General features: G+C 71.3%; 15 protein-coding genes. 10 read left to right on the forward strand and 5 right to left on the reverse strand.

What is annotated here, in order from left to right; all coding sequences use genetic code 11:
* A partial coding sequence (locus ACWGI8_RS24915; protein WP_453664087.1) for an APC family permease occupies positions 1-1,481 on the reverse strand: 1,481 nt, incomplete at its 3' end.
* Positions 1,482-1,513: 32 nt separating this feature from the next.
* A complete protein-coding gene (locus tag ACWGI8_RS24920; RefSeq protein ID WP_453664089.1) occupies positions 1,514-2,470 on the reverse strand; it encodes a hypothetical protein in 957 nt (318 codons plus the stop codon).
* Between the two features lie 241 nt (positions 2,471-2,711).
* Between ACWGI8_RS24920 and ACWGI8_RS24925 the strand changes: the two genes are divergently transcribed.
* Positions 2,712-3,143 carry an ASCH domain-containing protein gene (locus tag ACWGI8_RS24925; protein WP_453664111.1) on the forward strand — a complete coding sequence of 144 codons (432 nt, stop codon included), beginning with the start codon at positions 2,712-2,714 and terminating at the stop codon, positions 3,141-3,143.
* A gap of 104 nt (positions 3,144-3,247) precedes the next feature.
* Here ACWGI8_RS24925 and ACWGI8_RS24930 read toward each other — a convergent pair whose 3' ends face one another.
* A complete protein-coding gene (locus ACWGI8_RS24930) occupies positions 3,248-4,903 on the reverse strand; it encodes an FAD-binding dehydrogenase (protein WP_453664091.1) in 1,656 nt (551 codons plus the stop codon).
* Positions 4,904-5,140: 237 nt separating this feature from the next.
* Here ACWGI8_RS24930 and ACWGI8_RS24935 point away from each other — a divergent pair, with 237 nt between their 5' ends.
* The 5 genes from ACWGI8_RS24935 (at position 5,141) to ACWGI8_RS24955 (ending at position 7,973) form a co-directional block, all read left to right on the forward strand.
* A complete protein-coding gene (locus ACWGI8_RS24935) occupies positions 5,141-5,782 on the forward strand; it encodes a TetR family transcriptional regulator (RefSeq protein WP_453664092.1) in 642 nt (213 codons plus the stop codon).
* 11 nt (positions 5,783-5,793) lie between these two features.
* Entirely contained in the window at positions 5,794-6,558 is a 765-nt protein-coding gene (locus ACWGI8_RS24940) for a glucose 1-dehydrogenase (RefSeq protein ID WP_453664094.1), read from the forward strand.
* Positions 6,559-6,625: 67 nt separating this feature from the next.
* On the forward strand, positions 6,626-7,174 hold the full coding sequence (locus ACWGI8_RS24945; RefSeq protein ID WP_453664096.1) for an NUDIX domain-containing protein: 549 nt from the start codon (positions 6,626-6,628) through the stop codon (positions 7,172-7,174).
* Between the two features lie 95 nt (positions 7,175-7,269).
* Complete coding sequence (locus tag ACWGI8_RS24950) at positions 7,270-7,659, forward strand: YidH family protein (protein ID WP_453664098.1); 390 nt, start codon at positions 7,270-7,272, stop codon at positions 7,657-7,659.
* Complete coding sequence (locus ACWGI8_RS24955) at positions 7,656-7,973, forward strand: DUF202 domain-containing protein (protein WP_453664100.1); 318 nt, start codon at positions 7,656-7,658, stop codon at positions 7,971-7,973. Before ACWGI8_RS24950 ends, ACWGI8_RS24955 begins: the two co-directional genes overlap by 4 nt.
* A gap of 98 nt (positions 7,974-8,071) precedes the next feature.
* Here the strand turns inward: ACWGI8_RS24955 and ACWGI8_RS24960 are convergent, their stop codons facing one another.
* Positions 8,072-9,007: an NADP-dependent oxidoreductase gene (locus tag ACWGI8_RS24960; RefSeq protein ID WP_453664101.1), complete on the reverse strand. Its 936-nt coding sequence runs from the start codon at positions 9,005-9,007 to the stop codon at positions 8,072-8,074.
* 175 nt (positions 9,008-9,182) lie between these two features.
* Here ACWGI8_RS24960 and ACWGI8_RS24965 point away from each other — a divergent pair, with 175 nt between their 5' ends.
* Positions 9,183-9,479, forward strand: coding sequence for a hypothetical protein (locus tag ACWGI8_RS24965; protein WP_453664103.1), 297 nt, complete (start codon positions 9,183-9,185; stop codon positions 9,477-9,479).
* 73 nt (positions 9,480-9,552) lie between these two features.
* A complete protein-coding gene (locus ACWGI8_RS24970; protein ID WP_453664105.1) occupies positions 9,553-10,464 on the forward strand; it encodes an MBL fold metallo-hydrolase in 912 nt (303 codons plus the stop codon).
* 241 nt (positions 10,465-10,705) lie between these two features.
* Here the strand turns inward: ACWGI8_RS24970 and ACWGI8_RS24975 are convergent, their stop codons facing one another.
* Positions 10,706-11,995, reverse strand: coding sequence for a glucarate dehydratase family protein (locus tag ACWGI8_RS24975; RefSeq protein WP_453664106.1), 1,290 nt, complete (start codon positions 11,993-11,995; stop codon positions 10,706-10,708).
* A 136-nt stretch (positions 11,996-12,131) separates the two neighbouring features.
* Between ACWGI8_RS24975 and ACWGI8_RS24980 the strand changes: the two genes are divergently transcribed.
* Both ACWGI8_RS24980 and ACWGI8_RS24985 read left to right on the forward strand, forming a co-directional pair.
* Positions 12,132-13,154, forward strand: coding sequence for a phosphotransferase family protein (locus tag ACWGI8_RS24980; protein ID WP_453664107.1), 1,023 nt, complete (start codon positions 12,132-12,134; stop codon positions 13,152-13,154).
* A gap of 8 nt (positions 13,155-13,162) precedes the next feature.
* A complete protein-coding gene (locus ACWGI8_RS24985; RefSeq protein ID WP_453664109.1) occupies positions 13,163-14,386 on the forward strand; it encodes an acyl-CoA dehydrogenase family protein in 1,224 nt (407 codons plus the stop codon).
* Positions 14,387-14,525: the final 139 nt, after the last annotated feature.

Consider the following 14,525-nt stretch of genomic DNA (forward strand, 5'->3'; position numbering starts at 1 on the left):
GACCGCAGGACCGCGCCGTAGAGCAGCCCGCCGACCAGCGCGACGCCGATGACGCCCGGCAGGATCCAGTTGAGGGAGGAACCGGGTCCGGCGCCGATCAGGGCCTCGAAGTCCTTGACCGTGTAGACGGCGATCGCGACGAGGGCGAGGCCCGCGAGCCCGGAGGCGATGAGCCGCCAGGCCTGCGGTCCGGCGGCGCCGCGCCGTACGAAGAAGGCGATCACCGCGAACGAGGCGGCGGCCATCAGCAGGATGACGCCGAGCGCTCCGACGTTGCCCATCCACGTGAACAGGCGCAGCACGGGCGTGGTGGGGTCGCCCACGGGCAGGTCGTCGGTGACCGCGAAGGCCGCGATGACCAGGACGGAGACGGCGGACTGGAGCACGGAACCGGTGGCGGGGGCACCGCTGGCCTGGTTCGTACGGCCGAAGGCGGCCGGGAGCAGCCCCTCACGGCCCATGGCGAAGGCGTAGCGCGCGACGACGTTGTGGAAGCTGAGCAGGGCCGCGAACATGCCGGTGACGAAGAGGACGTGCAGGACGTCGGTGAAGGTGCCGCCGAGCCGGGTCTCGGTGAGCGAGAAGAGCAGCCCGGGTCCCTGCTTGCCGGCCTCGCCCGTGATGGCTCCGGGTCCGGTGGCCACGGTGAGGGCCCAGGCGCTGAGCGCGAGGAACAGCGCGGCGTACCCGACGGCGAGGAACATCACGCGTGAGACGACGACCTGCGGGCGGCTGGTCTCCTCCGCGTACACGGGGGACTGCTCGAAGCCGACGAACGCGGCGATGCAGAAGCAGAGGGCGGTGCCGAGGCCGGCGCCGGTGAGGGTGTCCGGGTTGAAGGCGCTCAGCGACAGGCCTTCGCTGCCCGGTTCGGCGACGGCTGCGATGTCGAAGATGACGACGAGCGAGCACTCGATGACGAGGAGCACGCCGAGCACCTTGGCGTTGAGGTCTATCTTCAGCCAGCCCAGTACGGCGACGACCGCGGCGGCGACGAGGGCGGGGACCCACCAGGCGACGTTCACGTCGAGATGGGTGGCGAGGAGCCCGGAGACCTCGAAGCCGAGGATGCCGTAGATGCCGACCTGCATGGCGCTGTAGGCGACGAGGGCGACGAGCGAGGCGCCGGCGCCCGCGGTGGGGCCGAGGCCGCGGGCTATGTACGCGTAGAAGGCGCCGGCGTTGTGGACGTGCCGGCTCATCTCGGCGTAGCCGACGCTGAACAGCATCAGGACGACTCCGAGGATGACGTACAGGAGGGGCTGGCCGACGATGCCCATCACACCGAACACGGTGGGCATGACCCCGGCGACGACCATCAGCGGGGCGCTGGCGGCGAGCACGGAGAGCAGCAGGCCCGCGGTGCCGAGGCGGTCGGCCCGAAGGGCGCGCTCCTGTCCTTTGTAGGTGTTGATCTCGCTCGTGCTGGTGGCGCTGGTGCTGGTGCTGGTCGCGTCGCTCGATCTGGCAGCCGGCGGCATGGCGGGATGGTCCCTTCGGCGATGGTGGTCGTTCATACGGTGCCGAGCGCGGCGTTGCGCGCGGCCTGGAAGGCGCGGTGCGGGTCCCGGTCCGGATACGACCAGGGGTCGGGGGTGGCGTGCGGGCCGATGCGGTGGAAGAGCGCGGCGGCCTCGCCGGAGCGGCCCTCGCAGACCTTGGCGTGGGCGAGGAAGTTGAGGTCGAGGCGGTTGCGCGGGTGGTCGTCGCGCTCCCATTCCAGCCACCAGTCGAAGGCGGCCTTCATCACCTGGCGGGCGCGGCGGCCGGTCCAGTGGCCGGAGCGCAGGGGGTCGGCCGGTTCGCTGCCGGCCGAGGCGAGCACGCGGTAGCGCTCGGCGTGCGCGACGACGGGCAGGACGGCGAGCGGGGAGTCGGCGGGGGCCTGTTCCGCGGCCCAGGCCGCGAAGTCGTAGACCTCGTGCAGCGGGTCCCGGCCGGCGCCGGGGTGCCGTTCGGCGAGTCTGGCGGTCATCAGATGGTGGGCGTGGTGGTTCTCGGGGTGCCGGGCGCGCACTTCGTCGAAGAGACTGGCGACCTCTTCCTCGGTGCCGAGGGTGCGGGCGAGGAGCAGCAGGGCGAGCCAGGGGGTGGGGTCGTGCGGGGCGAGCTCGGCGGCGGCGCGGCAGGCGGTACGGGCCCGCTCCGCAGGCTCCTTGCCGCGCAGTGCACCGAAGACGGCGGCGCAGGCGAGGAGCGCGGCGGCGTCGGCGCTGGCGGGCTCGGCGAGCAGCCAGTCACGCGCCCAGGCGGCGCTCGACGGCGGTGTGCCGAGCACGACGAGACGGTGGCCCCTGCGGTCCCAGTCGTCGCCGGTCCCGGCGAGCAGGGAGCGCACCGCGCTCCACCGTCCCTGCGCCAACTGGCCGCGCACGGCGACAAGTTCGGTGTCGTCGAGTGCGGGGTCGAAGGCATGCCCGGTGCGTGCTGCCCGACGTCGGGAGCGACCGAGCGGCGGAGGTGGGGGCATCCGCGGCTTCCTTCACAGCAGGATGTGAGCGAACGATCGCGCACAGCAAAGCGGTAGGGAAGGCTCCGCGTCAAGGGCGGTTCTGTGGGGGTGGCTGAGGTTCGAGGGGTGGACGGTGGCTGAATCAACTCCCGGAGCGGGCGGTGCGGTTGGTTCCGGCGCGGCTTCCGCGGCGGCCCGGGATTCCCGCTTCGGCTTCGGCTCCGGCTCCGGCTTCGGCTTCGGCTCCTATCCTGTTGCCATGATCGACGACGAACCCCTCAAGCCGTATCTGCTGGCCTTCCCCGGGCCGCTACGGGACAATCTGGTCGGCGCGGTCCTCTCCGGTGAGAAGGTCTCGACGACCGGGCTGCTGGCCGAGTACGAGGCGGAGCGGGAGGAGCTGCCGGAGCCCGGCGAACGGTCGGCCCTCATCGACTCCGCGGGCCGCGAGGTCGCGGTGATCGAGGTGACCGAGGTCCGGGTCCTGCCGCTGGGCGAGGTGGACCTCCGTCACGCGCTCGACGAGGGCGAGGGCCACCGGACGGTGGCCGAATGGCGCGCGGCGCACGAACGTTACTGGCACGGTGAGGAGATGCGCGAGGCGCTGGGCGACCCCGAGTTCACGGTGGACGACTCGACGATGCTGGTGGCAGAACGCTTCCGGGTGGTGCGGCGCTCGCACGACGCGTAGGCACTGCTCGGACGACGCGTAGGCGCTGCCCGGACGACGCGTAGGCGCTTCTCGCCCGTCGCGGCGGCACGGTGCGCGGCGGGCGAGGCAGGCGGTGTCCTCCGTCAGGACACCGCCTTCGCCGCCGCCCTCCCCGCCGCGCGGCCCGAGAAGATGCAGCCGCCGAGGAAGGTGCCTTCGAGGGATCGGTAGCCGTGGACCCCGCCGCCGCCGAAACCGGCCGCCTCGCCCGCCGCGTACATCCCGGGCAACGGCTCGCCGCCCGCCGTGAGCACCCGCGACGAGAGGTCCGTCTGCAGGCCGCCCAGCGACTTCCGGGTCAGGATGTTGAGCCGTACGGCGATGAGCGGACCCGCCCCGGGGTCGAGGATGCGGTGCGGGGAGACCGTGCGGATGAGTTTGTCGCCGAGGTACTTGCGGGCCCCTCGGATCGCCGTCACCTGGAGGTCCTTGGTGAAGGGGTTGACGATCTCCCGGTCGCGCGCGGTGATTTCGCGGCGCAGCCCGTCCTCGTCGATGAGCGGCTCCTTGGTGAGGGCGTTCATGCCGCGCACCAGCGCGCCCAGGTCCTTCTCGACGACGAAGTCCACGCCGTTGTCCATGAACGCCTTCACCGGGCCCGGCACGTCCAGGCGGGCCCGCGCGATGACGTCGCGGACCGACTTGCCCGTCAGGTCGGGGTTCTGCTCGGAACCGGAGAGCGCGAACTCCTTGCCGATGATGCGCTGGTCGAGGACGAACCACGTGTAGTCGTAACCGGACCTCATGATGTGCTCCAGCGTCCCGAGCGTGTCGAAGCCGGGGAAGAGCGGTACGGGCAGCCGCCGTCCGCGGGCGTCCAGCCAGAGCGAGGAGGGCCCGGGCAGGATCCGGATGCCGTGCCGGGCCCAGATCGGGTTCCAGTTCTCGATGCCCTCGGTGTAGTGCCACATACGATCGCGGTTGATGTGATGCGCGCCGGCCGCTTCCGCGATGCCGAGCATCAGCCCGTCGACATGGGCCGGTACGCCGGAGAGCATCTTCTCGGGCGGGGTGCCGAGGCGTTCGGGCCACTGGGCGCGTACGAGGTCGTGGTTGCCGCCGATGCCGCCGGAGGTGACGATCACGGCCTGGGCGCGCAGTTCGAAGGACCCGGTGACTTCGCGGCTGCTCGCCTTTCCGCGCTCGACGCCGGACGGCTCCAGGACCTCCCCCGTCACGGTGTCCACGGTCCCGTCGGTCCGGCCGAGTCCGGTCACCCGGTGGCGGAAGCGGAGCTCGACGAGCCCGCGGGCGACGCCCTCCCTGACCCGCCGCTCGAACGGCGCGACGATGCCGGGGCCGGTCCCCCAGGTGATGTGGAAGCGCGGCACGGAGTTGCCGTGGCCGTTCGCGTCGTAGCCGCCGCGCTCGGCCCAGCCGACGACCGGGAAGAACCTGACTCCCTGCGCGTGCAGCCAGGACCGCTTCTCACCGGCGGCGAAGTCGACGTACGCCTCGGCCCAGCGGCGCGGCCAGTGGTCCTCCTCGCGGTCGAAGCCGGCCGTACCGAGCCAGTCCTGGAGCGCCAGGTCGTGGCTGTCCTTGATGCGCATCCGGCGCTGCTCGGGCGAGTCGACGAAGAAGAGTCCCCCGAACGACCAGTGGGCCTGTCCGCCGATCGACTGCTCGGGCTCCTGGTCGAGCAGGATGACCTTCCGTCCGGCGTCGACGAGCTCTGCGGTGGCCACGAGGCCCGCGAGGCCTGCCCCGATCACGATGACATCAGCGTCGTACGCCATGGGTGGTGTCCCTCTCGGAGCGGGCGCCCGGTGGCGCGGCCCGGTTAGCGGCTCGGTTCAGTGGCTGGGTTCAGCGGCTGGGCTCAGTAGCCGATTTCCACGACTGGGTTCGGTAGCTGGGTTCGGTAGCTGGGTTCAGTGGCTCCGATCTTCTGTACGCGGCAGTAACTCGTCAACAGTTTCAACCCGCGCGAGACGGCTCTCGCTTTTAATAATGTCCAGCATCACAGTCGCGGTATGGCGAGGACATCGGGACCCGGGACCCGGGAGAAGCTCATCCGCGCGGCCGAGGAGATCTTCGCGGCGCAGGGCGTCGACGGAGCGCAGATCCGCGACATCGTGCGGCTCGCGGGCCAGAGCAATCCGTCGGCCGTGCAGTACCACTTCGGCTCGCGCACCGGACTCGTGGAGGCGGTGATGGCCGGCCGCCAGGCCCGTACGGAACAGGTGCTGGCGCCGCTGCTCGACGGGGCTCCGGACGATCTCCGCGAGCTGGTGGCCGTCCTGGTCATGGCGGAGGCGACCGAGCTGCACTCCGAGCGGGGGCTGCGCTGTCTGCGGATCTCGGCCCAGCTGAGCCATGAGAGCGGCGTACGCACCCGCACTCCGCACCCCACGCTCGACGGCACCGCTTACTGGCGGCTCATCGAACGCGTCGAGGCCTGTCTGACCCCGGCCGGGCTCCCCGAGCCGGTCCTGCTGGAACGCCTGGACCTCGCGCTCACCCTGATCGGCGCGGCACTCGCCGACCGGGCGCGCCTGTACCTCGACGGCATCGCCCCGCTCACCGGCGAGGAGTTGTTCCTCGCCGACCTCGTCGAGACCACCACCGCACTGCTGCGGGCACCCTTACCCGCCGCCCGGTTCACCACCACATGAGGGGACACCACATGACCGATCTCGGCGGAAAGACCATCGTCATCACGGGCGGCGCACGCGGACTGGGTGCCGAGGCCGCCCGGCACGCCGTCGCGGCCGGCGCGTCGGTCGTCCTCACCGACGTCCTGGACGACGAGGGCGAGGACGTCGCCGCGGAGCTGGGCGGGCATGCCCGGTTCCTGCGCCACGACGTGACCTCGCAGGAGGACTGGCAGCGGGTCGCGCAGTACGCGGTGGCGGAGTTCGGCGGGATCGACGGGCTGGTCAACAACGCCGGGATAGCCGCCGGTCAGTTCATCGAGGCGGAGAGCGTCGAGCACTTCCGCAGGGTCCTCGACATCAACCTCACGGGCGTGTTCATCGGGATGAAGACGGTCATCCCGGCCATGAAGGAGCGGGGCGCGGGCTCGATCGTCAACATCTCGTCGGCCGCCGGGCTGATGGGCCTGGCCCTGACCGCCGGCTACGGCGCGTCGAAGTGGGGTGTGCGGGGGCTGACGAAGATCGGCGCGGTGGAGCTCGGGACGGCGCGGATCCGCGTCAACTCGGTGCACCCGGGCATGACCTACACGCCGATGACCGCCTCCGTCGGCATCCGGACGGGCGAGGGCATGTACCCCAACACGCCGATGGGGCGGGTCGGCGAGCCGCACGAGATCGCGGGCGCGGTGGTCTTCCTGCTCTCCGACGCGGCCTCGTACGTGACGGGCGCCGAGTTGGCGGTGGACGGCGGCTGGACCACGGGCCCGACGGTGAAGTACGTCATGGGGCAGTGAGTCCGGTCCGGTCGGCCGGCCTGACGCGATGAGTTGGAGGAGGGGGTCGGCCTGATTGGATGAGGGCATGAGTGCCGCTTCCAGTCCCTCCGACGAGATCCTCGACATCGTCGACGAGAACGACGAGGTCATCGGGCAGGCCCCGCGCGGCGAGGCGTACGCGCGGGGTCTGCGCCACCGCTGCGTGTTCATCCAGGCCCGGGACGCGGAGGGCCGGATCTTCGTCCATCGCCGCACCCCGACGAAGCTCGTCTTCCCCTCCCTGTACGACATGTTCGTCGGCGGTGTCGTCGGCGCGGGCGAAACGTACGACGAGGCGGCGCTGCGCGAGGCCGAGGAGGAACTCGGCGTCTTCGGGCTCCCCCGGCCCGTCCCGCTCTTCAAGTTCCTCTACGACGCCCCGGCGACGGATCCGGGACAGATCTGGCAGACCTGGTGGTCGGCCGTGTACGAGGTCCGGTGCGAGCTGCCGGTGAACCCGCAGGCCGAGGAGGTCGCCTGGCACGCCTTCCTGCCGGTGGCGGAGCTGGAGTCACGGCTGGGCGAGTGGGAGTGGGTCCCGGACGGCCTCGCCGCGTACGAACGTCTGCGCGACCATCGGGCCTCGGCGGGCTGAGCCCGGCCGGTGACGGCGCGGGCGCGCACCTCGGGTGGCCAGTGCCGGAAGTGCCGGTCCGGGGCACTGACAATGCCGCGGGTAGGGTGCGACGCGTGAGCGAATTCGTACAGAGTCTGCGGCTGTGGTTCGCGCCCCGGCGGCTCCAGGACGAGGGCGAGACCCCCGACTACCGCTTCTCGCTCGCCAATGAGCGCACCTTCCTCGCCTGGCTGCGTACCGCGCTCGCGCTGATCGCCGGGGGCTTCGCCGTCGACCAGTTCCTGCCCGATCTGCGCTGGGGTGTCCGCGTGGGTCTTTCGCTCGCGTTGATCGGTACGGGCGTGCTGTGCGCGCTGCGGTCGGTCAATCACTGGGTGCGCTGCGAGCGGGCGATGCGGCGCGGCGAGGATCTGCCCGTGTCGCGCTTCCCGACGCTGCTGGCGCTGGTCGTGGGCGCAGTGTCGGTCGCGATGGTGGTGGTCGTCTCCTGGGGCCGTGGGTGAGCGGCGGCGCCCGCGATCCGGGGCTGCAGCCGGAGCGGACCCGGCTGGCGTGGCGGCGTACGACGCTGTCCTTCACGGTCGTCGCGGTGCTCGCGGCGCGGCAGGTCGTCCGGCACGACGAGATCTCGGGAGGCGATGTCGTCGCCTTCGCGCTGAGCGCGCTGGTGTGGCTGGCGTTCCTGTCCGTGGCGCACCGGCGCATCGGGGTGATGGCAGCGGGGCGGCCGCCGGGCGCGATGCCCCTCGGTCAGGCTCTGGCAGCCACCCTGTGCACGCTCGCGCTCGCCGCGTTCGCCGTCACGATTGTGTGGTGACCGTGCGGGGACCGCATCGCGAGGTGATCCGGCCGGGTGAGGTGATCCGGCCGGGTGAGGTGACCGGACGGGTGAGGTGACCGGACGGGCGAGGGCGGTCAGCCCTCCCAGTCGACGGTGACGACGATCTTTCCGCGGGCGTGGCCCTCCTGGCTGAGCCGGTGGGCGTCGGCGGCCTTCTCCAGCGGGAAGCTGCGGGCCACATGGACCGAGATGACCTCCTCCTCGGCGAGTTCGCTCAGCCGGTACAGGTCCGCGGTGTTGGGCCGTACGAAGACATAGCGTCCGCCGAGCGTGGTCACCGCCGCGTCGCTGATGGAGGCCAGCCGGCCGCCCTTGGCGAGCAGCTCCGCGGAGACGGTCAGGGTCTCGCCGCCGATGGTGTCGAAGACCGCGTCGACCCCTTCGGGCGCGAGGGCCCGTACCCGCTCGGTGAGCCCTTCGCCGTACGTCACCGGCTCCGCGCCCAGATCGCGCACGTGCTCGTGGGACGGCTCGCTCGCGGTGCCGATCACCCGGGCGCCGAAGTGGCGGGCGAGCTGCACGGCCATCGACCCGACCCCGCCGGCCGCGGCGTGCACGAGGAGCGTGTCGCCCTGTCGCACCCCCAGGGCCTGCGTGAGCACCTGGTAGGCGGTGAGCCCGGCCAGCGGCATCCCCGCCGCTTCCTCGAAGCTCAGATTGCGGGGTTTGCGGGCGAGGGTGCGGACGGGGGCGGCGACGTACTCGGCGAAGGTCCCCCGGGACAGGAAGTCCTCACGGACATAGCCCATCACCTCGTCGCCGACGGCGAACTCGGGCACGGAGGCACCCGGCTGGACGACGACCCCGGAGACGTCCCAGCCCGGGATCACCGGAAAGACGGCGTCGAGCACCGCATCCAGGTAGCCCTCGCGGAGTTTCCAGTCGACCGGGTTGACGGCCGCCGCCCGCACCTTGACCAGGACGGAGTCGGGCCCGACCTTCGGCTCCGGGAGCTCGCCGTACTCCAGGACCTCGGGACCGCCGTAGCGGCGGTAGCTGATCGCCTTCATGCTCCGACCCTCCGACCCGCCCGGGGCTTGCGCAAGCTGAAGGCCGTCCCGGGGGTCACCTGGGCGTGTCGTCCGGATCGTGCCGCGGCACACCGCCGGTACACCGAATAAACGGATATTACGTACTAACCTGGGCGAAACCAGGAGATCCCGATCCACCGCGAAGGTGAACCACATGACCGTCCTCCACCAGGAGCACCCCACGCACGAGCACGCCCACCAGCCGGGCTGCGGGCACACCGAGATCGTGCACGGCGACCACATCGACTACGCACACGACGGACATCTGCACCGCTCGCACCAGGGCCACTGGGACGAATGCGAGCCGGGCGGCCATGTCATGCACAGCGACCACGCTCACCAGCACGGCGAGGGCTGCGGGCACACCGCGGTCGCCCACGGCGACCATGTCGACTACGTCCACGACGGGCACCGCCATGCCGCCCACAACGGGCACTGGGACGACCACTGACCCCCCGTTCCGCCCGGCTGAGGCCAACTGGCAGGCTGTCCTCGTCAGTTGGCCACGATCTCCAGGAGCCGCGGTGCCTGCCACCGATCCGTACACCGTCCAGCTCGCGCCGTCGGTGCAGGCGTACGTCCAGCCCGACGGCGGCTGGTGTCTGAACAACGCGGGAATCATCAGCGACGGTGAGTCCACGCTCCTCGTCGACACCGCCGCCACCGAGCGGCGCGCGCTGCTGCTGCGCGAGGCGCTCCTGGCGACCGGAGCCCCGCTGCCGCGCACGCTCGTCAACACCCACCACCACGGCGACCACACATACGGCAACTGCGTGTTCACGCCGGACGCCACCGTCGTGGGCCATGAGTCCTGCCGCTCGGAGGCCCTCGCCGCCGGGCATCAGCTCCACCTCATCTGGCCGCAGACCGACTTCGGCGACATCACGATCACCGCGCCGGACGTGACGTACAGCGAGCGGCTGACGCTCCGGGCCGGCGGGACCGAGGTGCGGCTGATCCACCCGGGGGTGGCGCACACCACGGGCGACACGATCGTCCACCTCCCCGAGCACGGGATCGTCTTCACGGGCGACCTGGTCTTCCAGGGCGGTACGCCGTTCATCCCCATGGGCTCGCTCAGCGGCTCGCTGCAGGCCCTGGAACTGCTGCGCTCGCTGGACGCCGGGACCGTCGTCCCGGGGCACGGCCCGGTCACCGACCCGTCGGCGTACGACGCGACGGAACGGTATCTGCGATACGTCGCCGCACTCGCCGAGACCGGGCACGCCAAGGGCCTCACCCCTCTGGAGACGGCACGCGACGCCGACCTCGGGGAGTTCGCCGAGCTGCGCGAGAGCGAGCGGCTGGTGGCCAATCTGCACCGGGCGTACGCCGAACTGGAGGGGCAGCCCGCCGGCTCGCCGCTCGACCCCGTCGCCGTCTTCGGGGACATGGCGGTGATGAACGGGGGTGTACCGGTGGCGTGCCACGCCTGACCCTTTCGGGGCTCCGTCCCCGAGCCCCCGCGCCTCGGTCCCCCTGCCCCCTGTGGGCGTGGGGGACCCCCGGCGGGGCTCGTTCCGAGCCCGTCGGGGCACCCCCGGGCGAAGCCCCGGGGGACGTCGAGGACGGACACGCCGGCCCGCCGGACGGGGGAACCGGCACGCTCCGAAGCCCCACCCGCAGGGCGCGAACCGGGGCCCGGGGCCAAGGCCTGCCAAGGCCCCCGGTCACCGGTCACCAGCGCGGCATCACCGGGGTGCGCCACCGGGGGTCCGCCTTGCGCATCGCCGCCGCGTCGTCGCGCTCGCGCATCGTGCCGTCGTCCTCCAGCCAGCGCCGGTGCAACGCCGCCAGCTTCTCGCGGTCGAGTTCGACGCCGAGGCCCGGTGCGTCGGAGACGGTCAGCCGCCCGCCGCGGAAGACGTGGCGGGTGGTGATGACGTCCTCGGTCTGCCAGGGGTAGTGGCTGTCGCAGGCGTGGTCGAGGTTCGGGACGGTCGCGGCGACATGGGTCATGGCCGCGAGACTGACCCCCAGATGCATGTTGGAGTGCATCGAGAGTCCGACGCCGAACGTCCGGCAGATGGCGGCCAGTTCGCGGGTCTTGTGCAGGCCGCCCCAGTAGTGGTGGTCGCTGAGCACGATCTGTACCGCGTCACGTGCGAAGGCGTCGGCGATCTCGGGGAAGGTCGTCACGCACATGTTGGTCGCCAGCGGTACGTCGGTACCCGCGGCGATCTCGGCCATCCGGTCGGTGCCGCTCGCCGGGTCCTCCAGATATTCGAGGACGTCCTTCAGCCGTTCGGCGACGTACAGCGAAGTCTCCACGGACCAGGCGCCGTTGGGGTCGAGGCGCAGCGGCCGGCCGGGGAACGCTTCGGAGAGTGCCCGGATCGCGGCGATCTCCTGGTCCGGCTCGAAGACACCGCCCTTGAGCTTGAACGAGCTGAAGCCGTGGTCGCGCTCCAGGCGCAGCGCCTGGGCGACGATCCCCGCGGGGTCGAGGGCGGCGCTCCAGTCGTCCTGCTCGCCGCCGTCCGGGTGGGCGTCCCAGCGGTAGAAGAGATACGCGCTGTACTCGACGGAGTCGCGGACCTTGCCGCCGAGCAGGGCGTGCACGGGCAGTCCGAGCGTCTTGCCCAGGGCGTCCAGGCAGGCGACCTCGAAGCCGGAGACGACCGAGAGCCGGAGCTTGTCCGCGGTCTGGACGCCCCGCAGTCCGCCGGCGTCGACACGCTCGTCGGCGGCCCGCGAATCGCCGCACACCTGGTCGGCGAGGCCGAAGAGGCCGTTCAGATCGGTGACCGAACGGCCGGGGAGTGCCTCGGCGAGGGGCCCGGCCAGTTCGAGGTATTTGCCGTCGCCGTACGTCTCGCCCACTCCCGTCACTCCACCTCGCGTGACGACCTCCACGATGAGGCGTGGGGTGTACGGCTGGTGGACGCCCTGGGTGTTGAGCAGCGGCGGATCGGCCATGAGGATCGGAGTGAGGCGGACCGTGTCGATGAGCAGCGCGGTATCCATACATGAACCCTATTCAGAAATACGATCAGGAGACCAGGGGTGGAGCCGGTCTTTCCGGACGGACCCTGGACGACATACCGACTGGTCGGTCATCATGAGTGCGAACCGAATCGCCGCCCCACCGGAGGTGCCCCCGATGAGCTCAGTCCACCCGCCAGGCCTCGACCCCGAGCAGCTGCGCGGCTTCCTCGACCGCGAGCGACCGGGCCTGGCGAACGGACCGCTCAGCGCCCGGCTGATCCAGGGCGGCCGGTCCAACCTCACGTACACCGTCACCGACGGCGCCGGCCGGTGGGTGGTCCGCCGGCCCCCGCTCGGCCACGTGCTGGCCACCGCCCACGACATGAAGCGTGAGCACCGGGTGATCAGCGCCCTGCACCCGACGGCCGTGCCGGTGCCCGAACCGGTGCTGCTGTGCGAGGACGAGTCCGTACTCGGCGCGCCCTTCTACGTCATGGAGTTCGTCGAGGGCACGCCGTACCGCACGGCCGAGCAGCTCGCGCCGCTCGGCCCGGAGCGCACCCGCAACGCCCTCCTCGGCCTCGTCGACACGCTCGTCGAGCTGCATGCCGTGGACCCCGAATCGGTGGGCCTGGGCGACTTCGGCCGCCCGGAGGGCTTCCTCGACCGGCAGCTGCGCCGCTGGGGCAAGCAGCTCGACGCCTCCCGCAACCGCGAGCTCGCGGGGATCGACGAGCTGCACGCCGCCCTCGGCCGCGCCCTGCCCACCTCGCCCGCGCCCACCGTCATCCACGGCGACTACCGCCTCGACAACGTCCTGATCGGCGACGACGACCGGATCAAGGCGATCCTCGACTGGGAGATGTCCACGCTCGGCGATCCGCTCACCGACCTCGGGCTGCTGGTGATGTACAGCCAGAAGCTGGAGCTGCCGGACTCCCCCGTCAGCACCACGGCCGGAGCTGCCGGCCACCCCGATCCCGCCGAGCTGATCGAGCGCTACGCCGCCCGCTCCGGCCGCGACACGTCCGCCATCTCCTGGTACACGGCGTTCGCATGGTTCAAGCTCGCCGTGATCCTGGAGGGCATCCACTACCGCTACACCCTCGGCCAGACCGTCGGCGCCGGCTTCGACCGCATCGGCGATCTCGTCCCCGTCTTCATCGAGCACGGCCTCACCACCCTCCAGGAAGGCTGATCACCCCCATGGACTTCGCATTCGACGCGCGCACCGAGGAACTGCGGGCCAAGCTGCTCGCCTTCATGGACGAGCACGTCTATCCGGCCGAGGCGGTCGAGCACGAGCAGCGCGCGAAGCTGGCCTCGCCGTGGGACACCCCGGCGATCATGGATGAGCTCAAGGCCGAGGCCCGTAAGCAGGGTCTGTGGAACCTCTTCCTCCCGGACGAGGAGTACGGGGGCGGGCTGACCAATCTCCAGTACGCGCCGCTCGCCGAAATCACGGGCCGCAGCCCCCACTTGGCACCCACCGCGCTGAACTGCGCGGCCCCGGACACCGGGAACATGGAGGTGCTGGCCATGTTCGGGTCCGACGAGCAGAAGAAGCAGTGGCTGGAGCCCCTGCTGGCCGCCGACATCCGCTCGGCCTTCGCGATGACCGAGCCCGAGGTGGCCTCGTCCGACGCGACGAACATCGAGACTCGGATCGAGCGAGCCTCCGACGGGACGGCCGAGTACGTCATCAACGGCCGTAAGTGGTACATCTCCGGCGCGATGAACCCGAACTGCAAGATCTTCATCGTGATGGGCAAGACCGACCCCGAAGGCGACGACATCCGCCGCCAGCAGTCGATGATCCTCGTCCCGCGTGACACGCCCGGCGTCGAGGTCCGGCGCGCCATGCAGGTGTACGGCTACGAGGACCACTCCCACGGCGGCCACGCCGAGGTCGTCTTCGACAACGTCCGCGTGCCGGCGTCGAATCTGATCGGCGAGGAGGGCGGCGGCTTCGCGATCGCCCAGGCGCGGCTCGGCCCCGGCCGTATCCACCACTGCATGCGGCTGATCGGCATGGCCGAGCGGGCGATCGAGCTGATGTGCCGCCGGGCCGTGTCCCGTACCGCCTTCGGCAAGCCGATCGCCCAGCAGGGTGTGGTGCAGAACTGGATCGCGGACGCCCGGGTGACGGTCGAGCAGCTGCGGCTGCTGGTGCTGAAGACCGCGTGGCTGATGGACACGGTCGGCAACCGCGGCGCGCACACGGAGATCCAGGCCATCAAGATCGCCACTCCGCGTGCGGTCGTCGACATTCTCGACAAGGCGGTCCAGGTGCACGGCGCCGGCGGGGTCAGCCAGGACTTCCCGCTGGCCGAGCTGTGGGCGGCGGCGCGGACACTGAAGCTGGCGGACGGCCCGGACGAGGTGCACCAGCGGTCACTGGCGCGGCGCGAGCTCAAGCAATACCTCTAGGGCGGTCCAGGTCTCCGGGGGGCTTCGCCCCTGGGACGTGTTGGGAAAGTAGCGCCGTCCGCCCGGAGGGCGGGGCCCGCGGCGTCTGGTGCGTGCGATCGCAAGGCGGTGGGGGCACCTCCCAGCGGTAGCTGGGGGA

The sequence above is a fragment of the Streptomyces sp. NPDC054841 genome, from assembly GCF_053611045.1.

What these genes read in the sequence shown, in the direction of transcription:
- ACWGI8_RS24920 (WP_453664089.1), bottom strand. Translation starts at nt 2,470, where the DNA reads ATGCCCCCACCTCCGCCGCTCGGTCGCTCCCGACGTCGGGCAGCACGC.
- ACWGI8_RS24925 (WP_453664111.1), top strand. Translation starts at nt 2,712, where the DNA reads ATGATCGACGACGAACCCCTCAAGCCGTATCTGCTGGCCTTCCCCGGG.
- ACWGI8_RS24930 (WP_453664091.1), bottom strand. Translation starts at nt 4,903, where the DNA reads ATGGCGTACGACGCTGATGTCATCGTGATCGGGGCAGGCCTCGCGGGC.
- ACWGI8_RS24935 (WP_453664092.1), top strand. Translation starts at nt 5,141, where the DNA reads ATGGCGAGGACATCGGGACCCGGGACCCGGGAGAAGCTCATCCGCGCG.
- ACWGI8_RS24940 (WP_453664094.1), top strand. Translation starts at nt 5,794, where the DNA reads ATGACCGATCTCGGCGGAAAGACCATCGTCATCACGGGCGGCGCACGC.
- ACWGI8_RS24945 (WP_453664096.1), top strand. Translation starts at nt 6,626, where the DNA reads ATGAGTGCCGCTTCCAGTCCCTCCGACGAGATCCTCGACATCGTCGAC.
- ACWGI8_RS24960 (WP_453664101.1), bottom strand. Translation starts at nt 9,007, where the DNA reads ATGAAGGCGATCAGCTACCGCCGCTACGGCGGTCCCGAGGTCCTGGAG.
- ACWGI8_RS24965 (WP_453664103.1), top strand. Translation starts at nt 9,183, where the DNA reads ATGACCGTCCTCCACCAGGAGCACCCCACGCACGAGCACGCCCACCAG.
- ACWGI8_RS24975 (WP_453664106.1), bottom strand. Translation starts at nt 11,995, where the DNA reads ATGGATACCGCGCTGCTCATCGACACGGTCCGCCTCACTCCGATCCTC.
- ACWGI8_RS24980 (WP_453664107.1), top strand. Translation starts at nt 12,132, where the DNA reads ATGAGCTCAGTCCACCCGCCAGGCCTCGACCCCGAGCAGCTGCGCGGC.
- ACWGI8_RS24985 (WP_453664109.1), top strand. Translation starts at nt 13,163, where the DNA reads ATGGACTTCGCATTCGACGCGCGCACCGAGGAACTGCGGGCCAAGCTG.